General features: G+C 61.6%; 13 protein-coding genes and 1 tRNA gene. 8 read left to right on the top strand and 6 right to left on the bottom strand.

Annotated elements, in window-relative coordinates; translation table 11 throughout:
* Positions 1-93: 93 nt before the first annotated feature.
* Positions 94-945, bottom strand: a complete 852-nt coding sequence (locus KTR60_RS01290) for a glycoside hydrolase family 43 protein (RefSeq protein WP_228402308.1) — start codon at positions 943-945, stop codon at positions 94-96.
* 250 nt (positions 946-1195) lie between these two features.
* Here KTR60_RS01290 and KTR60_RS01285 point away from each other — a divergent pair, with 250 nt between their 5' ends.
* Positions 1196-1690 (top strand): DUF1877 family protein, encoded by a 495-nt coding sequence (locus tag KTR60_RS01285; RefSeq protein ID WP_020905815.1) that lies wholly within the window; start codon positions 1196-1198, stop codon positions 1688-1690.
* Between the two features lie 402 nt (positions 1691-2092).
* Positions 2093-2473, top strand: a complete 381-nt coding sequence (locus tag KTR60_RS01280; RefSeq protein ID WP_020968146.1) for a hypothetical protein — start codon at positions 2093-2095, stop codon at positions 2471-2473.
* Between the two features lie 336 nt (positions 2474-2809).
* On the opposite strand, the gene KTR60_RS01275 is transcribed toward KTR60_RS01280, so the two are convergent.
* From KTR60_RS01275 to KTR60_RS01260, 4 genes are all read right to left on the bottom strand, one after another.
* Positions 2810-3010 (bottom strand): hypothetical protein, encoded by a 201-nt coding sequence (locus KTR60_RS01275; RefSeq protein ID WP_228401675.1) that lies wholly within the window; start codon positions 3008-3010, stop codon positions 2810-2812.
* Between the two features lie 1584 nt (positions 3011-4594).
* A tRNA-Ser gene (locus KTR60_RS01270) sits at positions 4595-4684 on the bottom strand.
* A gap of 50 nt (positions 4685-4734) precedes the next feature.
* Complete coding sequence (locus KTR60_RS01265) at positions 4735-5160, bottom strand: MarR family winged helix-turn-helix transcriptional regulator (RefSeq protein WP_020968140.1); 426 nt, start codon at positions 5158-5160, stop codon at positions 4735-4737.
* Between the two features lie 128 nt (positions 5161-5288).
* Positions 5289-6527 carry an alpha-hydroxy-acid oxidizing protein gene (locus KTR60_RS01260; RefSeq protein WP_054825478.1) on the bottom strand — a complete coding sequence of 413 codons (1239 nt, stop codon included), beginning with the start codon at positions 6525-6527 and terminating at the stop codon, positions 5289-5291.
* On the opposite strand from KTR60_RS01260, the gene KTR60_RS01255 reads away from it, so the two are divergent.
* Positions 6526-7515 (top strand): NAD(P)H-quinone oxidoreductase, encoded by a 990-nt coding sequence (locus KTR60_RS01255; RefSeq protein WP_007731765.1) that lies wholly within the window; start codon positions 6526-6528, stop codon positions 7513-7515. The two genes, KTR60_RS01260 and KTR60_RS01255, sit on opposite strands and share 2 nt — an antisense overlap.
* Before the next feature lie 15 nt (positions 7516-7530).
* On the opposite strand, the gene KTR60_RS01250 is transcribed toward KTR60_RS01255, so the two are convergent.
* Entirely contained in the window at positions 7531-8733 is a 1203-nt protein-coding gene (locus KTR60_RS01250; RefSeq protein ID WP_007731767.1) for a cysteine desulfurase-like protein, read from the bottom strand.
* Between the two features lie 132 nt (positions 8734-8865).
* Between KTR60_RS01250 and KTR60_RS01245 the strand changes: the two genes are divergently transcribed.
* The 5 genes from KTR60_RS01245 (at position 8866) to rsgA (ending at position 13326) form a co-directional block, all read left to right on the top strand.
* Positions 8866-9435, top strand: a complete 570-nt coding sequence (locus KTR60_RS01245) for a bacterial proteasome activator family protein (RefSeq protein ID WP_003943894.1) — start codon at positions 8866-8868, stop codon at positions 9433-9435.
* 64 nt (positions 9436-9499) lie between these two features.
* Complete coding sequence (locus KTR60_RS01240; protein ID WP_007731774.1) at positions 9500-10372, top strand: ABC transporter permease; 873 nt, start codon at positions 9500-9502, stop codon at positions 10370-10372.
* A 9-nt stretch (positions 10373-10381) separates the two neighbouring features.
* A complete protein-coding gene (locus KTR60_RS01235) occupies positions 10382-11188 on the top strand; it encodes an ABC transporter ATP-binding protein (RefSeq protein ID WP_007731776.1) in 807 nt (268 codons plus the stop codon).
* The gene (locus KTR60_RS01230) at positions 11185-12081 is read left to right on the top strand and encodes a glycosyltransferase (RefSeq protein WP_007731778.1); all 897 of its coding nucleotides are present in this window, start codon (positions 11185-11187) and stop codon (positions 12079-12081) included. The genes KTR60_RS01235 and KTR60_RS01230 overlap by 4 nt, the downstream gene beginning before the upstream one ends.
* A gap of 174 nt (positions 12082-12255) precedes the next feature.
* Positions 12256-13326 (top strand): ribosome small subunit-dependent GTPase A, encoded by a 1071-nt coding sequence (gene rsgA / locus KTR60_RS01225; RefSeq protein WP_007731780.1) that lies wholly within the window; start codon positions 12256-12258, stop codon positions 13324-13326.
* Positions 13327-13371 lie beyond the last annotated feature (45 nt).

The raw sequence follows: 13371 nt of genomic DNA, 5'->3' as shown, positions 1-13371 counted from the left end.
AGGCGACGCACACAAGTAGTACGCAAGTACGAGAAAAGGCTCTGACCAAGACCGGAGTCCTTGATCAGAGCCCTACCAACTCAGGGTCGAATGTTATGCCGGTTCTCTCATGATGCCGAGATGCCGTGCAGTCCCGGACACCCCAGGAACCTCTTGCACAGGAGACCAGGTGTTCAGCCCGTCCGTGCTGTCGGAGTAGAGATACTTTCCTTCGGTATAGGCGTCGAGATAGATCCGCCAGTCGCCGCTCGGCAACTGAACCACGGCCGGACCTTCGACAAGCGAACCCCAATTCCCGGGCGGGACAAACGAATAAGGTCCCGTCACCGAAGGAGCGACCGCATGCTCGACGACCTTCCTCGTCTCGTTCTTGGTGAACGCATGATAGGTCGATCCGACTTTGACCACGGTGGTGTCGATGTGGTCCGCACCGATCCCGGCGAGCGGAACAGGCGGGCTCCACAACCGGAGCGACGGTTCCAACGCCGTCATCAGATACGGCACAAATCCTCCACCGGTCGACATCGACAGGATGACGTTGACGCGATCGCCGTCCACAAACCATTCAGGCGCCCAGGCCTTGGTGACGAATGGTGACAGCGACGGTCCGTCGCTGAATCCGGCCGAACCCGAGAAGCCCGGGGGGCTCGCAGAACCGGTGCCATCTCCCGTGCCAGGCATCAAGGCGCAGCAAAACGGAACCGGATAGTTCCCCAGCGGCGTCCAGTTGATGCGGTCGCTGCTGCGTGCGAACCCGATGTTCGCCCCACCACCCGTCGTGTAGGTGAGGTAGTACACCCCGTCCGTGTTCCGGAAGATGCTCGGATCACGCACGAGCCCAGACGGCGGCCTGTACGCCGACTGCTGGACGAGCTGAAAGCCGGTGCCGTCAGCCGACTCGTAGACATCCATGTCGCGGTCGCTGGCATTGCTGAACGCCACCATTGTGTATTTCCAGTCAGGCGGCGGCGCGGCGCTGCTGGCAGGGGCTGCGACCAGCAACCCCGCGACGACGAGGATCACCAGCGATACAACAGAAAGGCCGGTCCGTTTTGTCGGAATCACCGATGAAGTATGTATGACAGCAGGCCCACCATGGGCAACTTCGGTCGGAGGCAGAGCAGGATCGTTACCTAAGGCGATTCGTCTTGTAGTAACGGCGGGACGGCGGCAGGTCGGCCGTTAGCATCACGCCATGGAACTTGGGGTACATTTCGCGCTGTCAGACAGCGTGGCAGCGGAACTTCTGGACGCGCGCGGCGACGACGACAAACTCGGCGCTCTGGTCGAGGACATCGAGGAGACGGGCCGATCCGAGTTCTCGTGCGACACGGACAAGGCGTGGGATCCGATCCTGTGCGCCCTCTCCAGCACGGGGTACGAGCGCGTGTCCGAGAACTGGCCGGCCTACGGCGTGATCCTGGGGGACGAAGACCTCAACACCGACACCGACGACCAACTCGTCACCTACCTGGCACCCGATCGGGTCGCCGAAGTCTCCTCGTACCTGGCGGAAATCACCGAATCCGAGTTCGGCGTGCGCTACGACGCAATGCCACTCGACGACCGCAACCCGGAGTACGGCTCCGACGAGCGCGGGTACGCCTGGGGCTGGCTTCAGGAAGTGGCGGACTTTTTCCAGCGCGCGGCCCGAGAGCGTCGCCACGTGGTATTCACCGTGCGGTTCTGACAGTCGAGAGCCCACTGCCGAAGCAGCGCGCCCTCGAAGAATGAAAGACCGCTTGACAGTGGCGCTCAACTGCGGAGGACCCTCTGCGCGGGTTCTTGCTCTGACAATTCCTGTGCCGCAGCGTTTCTGGGTGACCGAGTGCGTGTCCTTCTCGCAGCCAGACTGACCAGTAACGGAAACGTAACGACGGCCCGGGCGCTTCTCTGGCATTCACGATCTTGACCAGCAATTTCACTGAAACAGTTTATTCTTCAACGGATTTCCAGTAGTGAGCTGCATCTCAAACCAACCCAATGGATTGCTCATTGTTTGCAACATGTCGTTGACTGTTACCGGAAGAATCAGACAAAGTGGCCCGTGGAGGCGCCAACTCGAGTGGGCCACCGACGAGGGAGAAGCCGAATGACGCACCTACGCAGGATGATTACCGCGGCCGCATTGATACCTGCCGGTATCGCAGCCATCGCACTCAGTGGCGCGGGCGCAGCATCAGCTGTTACTCCGATCGCCGACAACGGGCGCATCGGCGTGCAGCTGAACCAGGGTGAGACGGCATTGTTCGGCCAGCTCAATGCCGGCGCTGCGATCGAAAGCATCACTAACTCCACCCAGATCGGCGTGCGCCTCGCACCAGGATCGCGCTTCGAGAGCGGCCCCAACGTCGTCTGGGGACGTCTCGACCAGTTCGCCAACGAAGCAGCCTCCCGTGGTGGAGAAATTTCTCTCGGCGTACTCAACCCGGCGAGGGGTTCACAGCAGTTCTTCTTCATTCAGAACTGGTAATACCCTCCGCCGTCGAATTGATGCTTCGCTCTTCCTGTGGCGGGGCGGAGCATTTTTCGTTTCCCGTGGCCACGTTCGTCGCCGAGTGTTGAACAGGCGACGTTATCCCGGACGACTTTTGCGAGGACTGCAAACGGGCACCGATGCGTGCGGGAATTCCCTGTGCCACTGCGTAATAACGCATCCACAACCGACCCCCGAGGCGAACGAATGAGGTGGACTCGGCGCACCTCTGTTATTGAAAATGAAAATCATTTTGACGGAGGCAAGTGGATGGCATTCAAACTTAACTGTCCAGACGAGACGGATGCTCGAAAAGTGGGATGAGCTGCAGACTTAGGCGGCGTTGCCGTGCCGGTCGCTCTGCTCCATTACGTCCAGTTCGTCTGAGACGACGTCACGAGCGCTTTCGAATACTGAAAGTAACTTCTTCTGTTCCAAAGACAAGGTGACACGCCAGGCAGGCATACGGACGCCTGCGCTGCTGTACAGGTAGTCGGTTTTACCTGGAATCATCAGGATGTGGTCGTGTTCCACTGGGATGCGGTAGGCGAGGTAGTCGTGATCGGTGATCAGGGCAAATGAATGGCCACCCTCGAAGGCGAAGACGTCTGAACCGTCAGCCTGCGAATCCTAATCTGCTCCCACATCACAATAAGCAACTGCTGGCCAGTGTCACTTGACATGACACTGGTCGCGCAAGTGAGTCAAAGCCTGCCTTGATTAGTCGCCCCTGGACCGAGAAAAGAGACTACGGAAGCAAGTCCAAGAATTCTTGAATAACTTCTCGCACCTCCGACTCATTTTTGCTCGAATTCGAAGGATCATCCTGGTTAATTGCATTCATTATTTCAATTTGACCCCAGGCCCCCCTCAGGGTTTCGGAATCTGATGCACGCTCCGATTCGCGTTCTCTGACGTACCTCTCGAATATTTCAACTAGCGCATGCAAGGATATTTTTCCGTCACAATAATCGCGATTAACCTGCTCAGCTTCCAGGCGGTAAATTGATTGATCCGTCATGTTTTTCACTTTCCCGATAAATTGCCAAATGAGGTGGTCACAACTCTGCCCGTTTCATTGATGATAACTGATAGGTTGTTTATCGAATCATAGATCACGGTCGTGTTTCCTCTGCTCGGGGTCGCCACCCCTTCACGAATGGCCTGTTCAACCAGGGATGGAAGTATGCCGCGCTCTTGCATTCGGTCGAACGCATGCCCCGTATATTCACGACCGTTGACTATTCCAGGACGATTGGTTCCGGGCTTTACATTTATTTCGCGATCTCCGCGCCCACCCACAGGCGTCGAGGCCGGTCTGTCTCCGACGGGAATAGTCGGATCGCTAGGGGCTCTATTCCCGGCCTCACCGGCGGTGGCGGCTGCCCTGCGACCTGCGGCTTCGGCGTCTGCGGCGGTTCCGCCGCGCCGCAGAACAGCCTCCACCGCTTCTTGCACGGCAGCTCCGCCGACTCTGCCTCCTGTGCCTACGATCGGAATGAGGGAGACGATATTTGCTGCTGCGGCAGCGATCTCAGCCGGAGAATGCTCGGGTGAAGGCTGTGCTCGTTGGCCGCGATTGAAGCCGAACGGATCGACGGCGGCATCGTGCACGGGGGACTACGAGGAAGTTTCGCCACGCGTCTCCGAGCGTTCCGACGCTATCGACTGTTGTGTCGACGGCACTTTCCCCGACACCCCACGCGGTGTCCCATACTTTTTGCGGGAACGATCGGTCGTCGGGCTCGTTCGGATCTGGCGGGATCGGCACATTGCCGGTGAAACCGGCAGGCACGTCCCCGTGCGCTTCGGCAAGCTGGTTCGCAGCTTGTTGACGTGGACTGACAGTGGGTTTGGGGCCCGGACTGGTCACCAAACTTGGACCATCCGCCCATTGGTGACAGTCGAGCAAACGTGCAAACAAAGCACGATCCGGAGCATTTCAGCAGATTGAATGCAACGTGGTCTCTGGCGATATGGCCACGCAAACTTATTGAACGGTCAACAGTTAATTGGTGGCGCGCAGCTCATCCGACTCCTCGACGCTCCTGCGCTTCGTAGGGCACGAAAAAACCCAGCCCACGCTTTCGCGCGGGCTGGGTTTGAACAACGAACATTTGGCGGAAGCGGAGGGATTTGAACCCCCGGTGGGTTTAACGCCACGCTCGCTTTCAAGGCGAGTGCATTCGGCCGCTCTGCCACGCTTCCGTGGGCGATCCTATCGGGTGTTCCCACGGACCGCGAAAACGGCTCCGGAGTCAGCGCTCGCCGATGGCTTTGTCGACCTTCTCGAAGACGTCTGCCAGCACGTCCAGTTCCTGGGGAGTCAGCAGATCGACCAGATTGTTCCGCACGCCGGCCACGTGAGTAGGTGCCGCCTCGGCGAGGCGACGCCTACCCTCTTCCGTGATCCGCGCGAGCACGCCGCGCCCGTCTTCGACGCAGGTGTCGCGCACGACGATGCCCTGAGATTCCATCCGCCTGATCTGGTGCGTGAGGCGGCTCCGCGAAGACAGCACGCCGTCTGCCAGGTCACTCATCCGCAACGAACCGTCAGCTGACTCCGAGAGCATGACCAAAATGCGGTAATCGGCCAACGACAGGTCGTGCGAATCCTGTAGTTCGCGGTTGAGAACCTCCATGAGGCGCTGATTACCGTCCATGTAGCCGCGCCATGCACGCATCTCGCATGGCGTCAGCCACGGTGTCTCACCGTGCGCCGCCTGCGATGTCTCCTCGGTTGTCGCTTCAGCTGTCACAGGTTCCAAGTTTAGACCTGTGTCCGCCCGTCACAGTAAGACTCACCCTAAAGTCACGAATTGGACATGAGGATCGAGGAATCGATTTCGGCGACCGATGCCAGCCCCGCCAGCCCCATGGTGAGATCCAGGTCGGCCAGGAGACTGCGCAATGCATGACGCACTCCGTCCGCTCCGGCCAATCCCAACCCGTACACCCACGGCCGCCCGTACAGCACTGCGTCGGCACCCAAGGCCAGAGCCTTGATTACGTCTGCGCCACAACGAATTCCGGAGTCCATCAGGATGTCCACCTCATGCCCCACCGCATCAGCGACGGGACCGAGAGCATCGAGTGCCGAAATCGACCCGTCAACTTGACGCCCACCATGGTTGCTCACGACAATGCCGTTGGCGCCGGCTGCGACGGCCTCACGTGCGTCGTCGGGATGGACAATTCCCTTCACCGCGATCGGAAGTGTCGTCCACTGGCGAAGTTTCGCGATATCGGCAATCCGCACCGCATGATTGCCGAACAACGACACCCACGTGAGAACCGCGATCTGCAGCGCTTCTGCGCTCTCCTCGGGCGGCGTCGCCAGTTTGGCGCGGAACACCGGATCCGACAGGTAGTTGGCAATACCCTTCGCCTGCAGGAACGGAAGGTGACCGAGTTCGAGATCCCTTGGACGCCAACCCATACCGGGAGTGTCGGCAGTCAGGACGATAGCCTTCGCGCCCGCCGTCTCCGCTCGGCGGACAAACGACTCGGCAAGTTCGTCGTCGGCCGGCCAGTACAGCTGGTACCACCAGTTCTCGCCGGAGGCCGCCGCTACGTCTTCGATGGTCGAGGATGCCGCCGTCGAGAGAATCGATCCGATCCCCAACTCGGCGGTGACCGAACCGACCGCAACCTCGGCGTCGTCGTGGACCAAGCCGAGCACGCCCACCGGAGCCGTCAGGATCGGTGCAGCCAACCTCGTCCCCAACACCTCGACGCTCAGGTCGCGTGCGTCGGGCGCCGCAGTCCCCCGCAACATCCGCGGCACGATCGCATGCTTGTCGAACGCCCGCAGATTCGACACCGCGGTCCGTTCGGTCGACGCGCTACCGGCGATGTACCCGAAGGCCTCCGGTGAGAGTTGCTCGCGCGCGGCATCTTCCAAGCCTGCCGCAGTCATCGGCAAAGCCGGCTTCGCGCCGCTCAGTCCCGTCAGATAGATCTCGTTCTGCATGTTCCCGAAGTAAGTCACGTCCGCGACGGTAGCGGCAAAACACCCGTCAGCGGGGAGATTCGCTAGCGTCGTATCCATGTACGCCATAACGATCGATCAGCCCGGCGGTCCCGAGGTCATGAAATGGGCGCAACAGCCCGATCCTGAACTACCTCGCGGGCACGTACTCGTCGAGGTCGCCGCGACCGCAGTCAACCGCGCCGACCTGCTCCAACGTCAAGGCTTCTACCCGCCGCCGCCCGGCGCGAGTGACATTCTCGGCCTCGAATGCTCGGGTGTGATCACCGAACTCGGCGAAGACGTCACGGGTTGGTCCGTCGGCGACGAAGTCTGCGCACTGCTGGCCGGCGGCGGTTACGCCGAGAAGGTCGCGGTCCCGGCAACACAACTTCTCCCGGTTCCCGCGGGCGTCGATCTCCGTGTCGCAGCGTCTCTGCCGGAAGTTGCGTGCACGGTGTGGTCGAACGTCGTGATGCGCGGCGGCCTACGACGCGGACAGGTACTACTCGTCCATGGCGGTGGCGGCGGAATCGGCACCCACGCCATCCAGGTCGGCAAAGCCCTCGGCGCCCGCGTCGCAGTTACCGCGGGTTCGGAGGACAAATTGAACCGCTGCCGCGAATTGGGCGCGGATATTCTCATCAACTATCGCGACAGCGACTTCGTAGCATCACTCGCCGAAGCCACCGACAACCACGGCGCCGATGTGGTTCTGGACAACATGGGAGCGTCGTACCTCGGGCGCAACGTCGACGCACTCGCCATGGACGGCCACGTCGTGATCATCGGAATGCAGGGTGGCCGCAAGGGCGAAGTCGACATCGCCAAGCTGATGGGAAAGCGCGGAAACATCACGTCGACGGGCCTGCGCGGGCGTCCGCTCACCGGCCCAGGCGGTAAAGCGGACATCGTCGCCGACGTCCGTGCGAAGTTGTGGCCGTTGATCGCCGATGGATCGGTTCAACCGATCGTGTCGACCGAACTTCCGATCACCGAGGCGCCATTAGCCCATCAGTTGCTGGATTCGCCGGAAACCGTAGGCAAGGTCATCCTCACCGTGAAGTGAGCCGAGCGGGATCGATCAGCCCAGGGCGCCGAGTTCGGCGACCAGCTGATTGATCTCGTACCGCGTCGTGTACGGCGCAAGGCCGACGGTGACCGCGCCGCCTTCGTCGTTGACACCGAGGGCGTCGAGCAGCCTGGAACCACCATGCGTACCGCTGACCGTCGCGATGCGCTTGTCGGCCAGGTGCGCCGCGACCTTGTCTGCCGCCATCCCCTCGAGTGTGAAACTGAGCGTCGGCACCCGCGTGGGTGCGCCGCCGATCACCATCACGTTGGGCAGGGCTGCGAGAGAACGCATGAGGTGATCGAACAGACCGTCCTGGTAGTCCTGCAGCGAGCTGATCGAGGTTTCGAGGCGCTCACGCCTGGTTCCCGTTGCCGATTCGTCCAAGCCCGCCAGGAAATCGATCGACGACGTGAGACCGGACAGCAGCGCGAACTGATGACCGCCCACCTCGAGTCGCTCGGCGCCACGCGCGTACGGGTTGAGCGACACGGCCGGAATTCGGTCGAGCAGTCCGGGATCGCGGAAGACGAGTGCGCCCACCTGCGGACCGCCCCACGACGGCGCGCTGACGGCAACGATGTCCGCCCCGAGATCAGCCATGTCCACATGCGCATATGGCGCTGCACCGACGGCGTCGACCACCATCAGTCCGCCGAATTCGTGCAGACGATCAGCTGCGGCGCGGACGTTCGGAGCCGAACCGACGACCGGTGATGCGGCCGTCAAGGCCACCAATCGAGTGGTCGAGGTGATGAGATCGTTGAACTGCCAACTCGGGAGCTCACACGTTTCGATTTCGACCTCTGCCCATCGCACCTGAGCGCCGTAGCGACTGGCCACACGAAGCCAGGGCGCGACGTTCGCCTCTTCGTCGAGGCGCGAGAGTACGAGACCGGTTCCGAGGCCCAACCGCGAACTGAGCGACTCGGCGAGCCAAGCCAACAACACCGCTCGGTCTGATCCGAGAACGACTCCCGCAGGATCTCCGCCGACCAGATCGGCGACCGCGGTGCGCGCACTCTCGAGAATGGCAGCACTACGACGGTTCGAGACGTGGCGACCGGAGGAAGAAGATGCAGAGGCACGGAACGCGGTGGAGACCGTCCGCGAGACGGCGTCCGGGATCTGCATTCCGGCCTGCGGATCGAGGTGGATCCAGCCGTCACCGAGTGAGGGAATCAACCCCCGTACGCGGGCAACGTCGTAAGCCATGCTCGACACTCTAGGTGCAGACGCCCGCTTAGTCGAAGGCAGTCACCCAATTACCCGTCAGTACAGTTATTCGGTAGCTAACTTTTTGGGGGTTACGCGGCGTTTGTCGCCCACACACGACAAGATGGAAGCATGACGAACCCCGACAAAGAGCAGGTACTCGTTATCGGACCCGACGGTCGACCCGTCGCGATGCCGGCGGCCGAGGCAGAGGCCTCCACATCTGGCACCACCGAAGGCGCGGAATCCGAAGCCGAGTCCGTCGCCGAGATGGTCGAGCAGCCGGCGAAGGTCATGCGAATCGGCACGATGATCAAACAACTCTTGGAAGAAGTGCGCGCCGCGCCGCTCGACGACGCCAGCCGCAAGCGCCTCAAGGACATCCACACCTCGTCCATCCGAGAACTGGAACAAGGCCTGGCACCCGAACTCCGTGAAGAACTCGAGCGACTGAGCCTCCCGTTCACCGACGACTCCATTCCCTCCGACGCCGAACTGCGAATCGCGCAGGCCCAACTCGTCGGCTGGCTCGAAGGACTGTTTCACGGAATTCAGACCGCACTGTTCGCGCAGCAGATGGCAGCGCGCGCTCAGCTCGAACAGATGCGTCAGGGCGCACTGCCTCCCGGCATGAGCATCGGGGCTCCGCATTCGCCTGCCCATCCGGACCAACAGAGCCCAGGAACCGGCCAGTATCTGTAACCCGGACCACCACGAAGTCCGCGGGAAAACCGGCTCCGACGCCAGGCCGGTAGGCTCGACCTCCGTGTCAGCATCCGCAATCGAATCCGAGACGCCGGGCGCACCTGCGCCCGTGTCCGACTCCCAGACGTTCCGTCGTGCGTTCAAAGACCTTCGCGACGGTCTGAATCAGCGTGAGTTGTGGCTCAGCCTCGGCTGGCAGGACATCAAACAGCGCTACCGCCGGTCGGTGATCGGTCCGTTCTGGATCACGATCGCCACCGGCGTCCAGGCCGGCGCGATGGGTCTTCTGTACTCCGCGTTGCTGAACATTCCGCTCAAGGAGTTCCTGCCGTACGTCACGGTCGGCCTGATCGTGTGGAACCTGATCAGTGCAGGCATCCTCGAAGGCTCCGAGGTCTTCATCGCCAACGAGGGCCTGATCAAGCAGTTGCCGTCGGCGTTGAGCGTGCACGTATATCGCCTGGTTTGGCGTCAGGTGCTGTTCTTCGCGCACAACTTTGCGATCTACATAGTTCTGCTGTTCGCGTTCAGCATCTGGCAGAACATGAGCTGGACTGCGCTGGCGGCGATACCGGCATTCCTGCTGATCGTGGCGAACACGCTGTGGGTCTCGATCGTCTTCGGCATCTTCTCCACCCGATACCGCGACATCGCCCCCATCCTGGGCAGCATGACGCTCCTGCTGTTCGTGCTGACGCCGATCATGTGGACAACTCAGGCCCTCAAGGACCAGGGCGGGCAAGCCAGCGAGCGAGTCCGGCTTGCCGAGCTCAACCCCCTGTACCACTACCTCGAGATCATCCGAGCACCACTCATCGGGGCCGACCAGCAGGCATACCACTGGTACATCGTCATCGCCTTCACCGTCGTCGGCTGGGCCGTCGCGATTCTGGCACTCCGCAAGTACCGGGCACGCGTGCCCTACTGGGTCTAGAGGAAACACATGAGTCAGCCAGTCAGCATCCACACGCAGAACGCGTGCGTCGACTTCCCGATCTTCGACGCGAAATCCCGTTCGCTCAAGAAGGCCTTCCTCGGCAAGGCCGGAGGATCCATCGGCCGCAACGACTCCGATGTCGTTGTCGTCGAAGCGCTCCGCGACATCACGATGACGCTCAAGGAAGGCGACCGCATCGGGCTCGTCGGCCACAACGGCGCCGGCAAATCCACCCTGCTGCGCCTGCTCTCCGGAATCTACGAACCGACCCGGGGATCCGCCAGCATTCGCGGACGCGTCGCACCCGTCTTCGACCTCGGTGTCGGCATGGACCCGGAAATCTCCGGGTACGAGAACATCATCATCCGCGGCCTGTTCCTTGGTCAGACCCGCAAGCAGATGCTCGCGAAGATGGACGAGATCGCCGAATTCACCGAACTCGGTGAATACCTCTCCATGCCACTGCGTACCTACTCCACCGGTATGCGCGTTCGCGTTGCCATGGGCGTCGTGACCAGTATCGATCCCGAGATCTTGCTTCTCGACGAGGGCATCGGTGCCGTCGACGCGGAATTCATGAAGAAGGCCCGCATCCGGCTGCAGAAGCTGGTGGAACGCTCCGGCATCCTGGTATTCGCCAGCCACTCCAACGAATTCCTCGCTCAGCTGTGCAACAGTGCGATGTGGATCGACCACGGCCAGATCCGCATGCAAGGCGACATCGAAGACGTCGTACGCGCCTACGAAGGTGACGACGCCGCCGAACATGTGCGCCACGTGATCAAGGAAATGGAACGGGAGAACACCCCGTGAGCGCACCCGAGAAAATCATCGGGGTCGTCGTCACTCACAAGCGTCGTGAACTGCTGGCCGAATCCTTGAAGGTTCTCAGCACCCAGTCGCGTCCGCTCGATCATCTGGTTGTCGTCGACAATGCCGACGAAGCCGATGTGAAAGAGCTCGTCGACAACGCTCCACTGCCGACCAGTTACATCGGTTCTCAGCACAACCTCGGCGGTGCCGGAGGATTTGCTCTTGGCATTCTCTACGCGCTTTCACTCGGCGCCGACCGCGTCTGGCTCGCCGACGACGACGGCCGCCCGGAGGGGCCTGAGGTCCTGGAAACACTGCTCGACTGTGCAATTCGGAACGACCTGGCCGAGGTCTCCCCCGTCGTCTGCGACATCGACGACCCCGACCGCCTTGCCTTCCCACTTCGCCGCGGCACGTCGTGGCGCCGGTTGCGTTCCGAGCTCGGCGACGAGGATCTCCTGCCCGGCATCGCGTCCCTCTTCAACGGCGCACTGTTCACCGCCGACGCGATCGATGCCGTCGGAGTTCCGGATCTACGCCTGTTCGTCCGCGGCGACGAGGTCGAGGTACACCGTCGCCTCGTGCGCTCCGGCCTGAAGTTCGGTACCTGCCTGCAAACTGCTTATGTCCACCCCAACGGCGCGGACGAGTTCAAGCCGATCCTCGGCGGACGCATGCACACGCAGTACCCCGACAACGACACGAAGCGCTACTTCACGTACCGCAACCGTGGATACATCCTCTCCCAACCGGGAATGCGGAAACTGCTTCCGCAGGAATGGGTTCGGTTCGGCTGGTACTTCCTGATCACACGCCGCGATCCGGCCGGACTGCGCGAGTGGATGCGATTGCGCAAGCTCGGCCGGGAAGAGAAGTTCGAACGTCCGAGTTAAGTCGGCCGCCCCGAGTTAATTCAGTTGCACAGTCGCGTCTGCGGCTGAGACGATTCTGATCCGACGCATGGTGCGTCCTGAGATTTTCGAGGAGTGAGTATTGATGACTGTCGTGTTCCGCAGTTTCAGCACCGTCAACATTCACACTTCTTCGTACTCGAGGACACACTCACCATGCCGGAAAACAGCGCGCCCCTGACCGAATACGGTTGGAACGCAACACTCTCGAACACATTCACTGCCCTGGCCCCACCGGACTCCGCACCCGGGCGCGTTCTTCGCGTCGACCGAGGGCGGTGTGACGTGGCCGTCGCCGAAGGCACAGTTCGCGCACTCAGCGGCAGCGATCCACTCTGTACGGGTGACTGGGTCGCCGTGGCCGAGTTACGGGACTCACGCGAACCCGAGATGCACACGGTCACTTCGATACTCCCTCGATCAAGCAGCATCGTTCGATCCTCGGCATCCGGAAAATCAGAAGGCCAGATTCTGGCTGCGAACGTAGACACAGTCGTCATCGCCACGGCTTCGGACGGCGACGTCGATCTCGGGCGCATCGAGCGGCTACTCGCACTCACCTGGGAGAGCGGCGCAACACCTGTCATCGCACTCACCAAATCCGATGCAGCTCACTATATCTCCGACACTCTCACCCAAGTCTGCGCCATCGCGCCCGGCGCAACCGTGCTTGCTGTGAGTGCCGAGACCAACGAAGGAATGGATGTACTCGATGCAGTTCTGGACGGCACCGTGGCGATACTCGGTCCATCAGGCGCCGGTAAGTCGACGCTCGCGAACGCCCTCCTCGCGGACACCACAGACGCCGATCGACTCGAGACCGGTCGCGTTCGGACCGGTGACGGAAAGGGACGCCACACCACCGTCACCAGAGAGTTGATCTCATTCTCCGGCGGCCGGACACTGATCGACACACCCGGCCTGCGAGGGGTCGGCATGTGGAACGCGGCGGAGGGGATCGACAAGACGTTCCCCGAGATCGAGGAGCTGATTGCAGAGTGCCGGTTCTCCGATTGCGCACACAACTCCGAGCCGGGATGCGCAGTCCTGAGCGCACTCGGGCGTGGCGATATCGATGAGCGGAGGCTCGCGAGCTACCGGAAACTACAGCGAGAGAATGCATGGAACGCCGCGCGAAGCGATGCTCGTCTGCAGGCAGAGAGGACGCGGGAGATCAAGGTGATCTCCCGACAACTCAAGAGTCACTACCGCGGTCGGGACCGGTAGCGAACAAAGCCTGGCAGCATGGGAGTGATCCCGACGAGAGGTTGC

Source organism: Rhodococcus sp. C1 (assembly GCF_020809065.1).
Taxonomy (GTDB): domain Bacteria; phylum Actinomycetota; class Actinomycetes; order Mycobacteriales; family Mycobacteriaceae; genus Rhodococcus_F; species Rhodococcus_F qingshengii.
Note: the sequence above shows the minus strand (reverse complement) of the source record. Positions and strands in the feature narration are given on the sequence as shown.

Excerpts from the sequence above, each read along its gene's own strand:
- KTR60_RS01265 (WP_020968140.1), bottom strand. The coding sequence starts at position 5,160 with ATGCGTGCATGGCGCGGCTACATGGACGGTAATCAGCGCCTCATGGAG.
- KTR60_RS01245 (WP_003943894.1), top strand. The coding sequence starts at position 8,866 with ATGACGAACCCCGACAAAGAGCAGGTACTCGTTATCGGACCCGACGGT.
- KTR60_RS01280 (WP_020968146.1), top strand. The coding sequence starts at position 2,093 with ATGACGCACCTACGCAGGATGATTACCGCGGCCGCATTGATACCTGCC.
- rsgA (WP_007731780.1), top strand. The coding sequence starts at position 12,256 with ATGCCGGAAAACAGCGCGCCCCTGACCGAATACGGTTGGAACGCAACA.
- KTR60_RS01290 (WP_228402308.1), bottom strand. The coding sequence starts at position 945 with ATGGTGGCGTTCAGCAATGCCAGCGACCGCGACATGGATGTCTACGAG.
- KTR60_RS01255 (WP_007731765.1), top strand. The coding sequence starts at position 6,526 with ATGTACGCCATAACGATCGATCAGCCCGGCGGTCCCGAGGTCATGAAA.
- KTR60_RS01235 (WP_007731776.1), top strand. The coding sequence starts at position 10,382 with ATGAGTCAGCCAGTCAGCATCCACACGCAGAACGCGTGCGTCGACTTC.
- KTR60_RS01260 (WP_054825478.1), bottom strand. The coding sequence starts at position 6,527 with ATGGATACGACGCTAGCGAATCTCCCCGCTGACGGGTGTTTTGCCGCT.
- KTR60_RS01285 (WP_020905815.1), top strand. The coding sequence starts at position 1,196 with ATGGAACTTGGGGTACATTTCGCGCTGTCAGACAGCGTGGCAGCGGAA.
- KTR60_RS01250 (WP_007731767.1), bottom strand. The coding sequence starts at position 8,733 with ATGGCTTACGACGTTGCCCGCGTACGGGGGTTGATTCCCTCACTCGGT.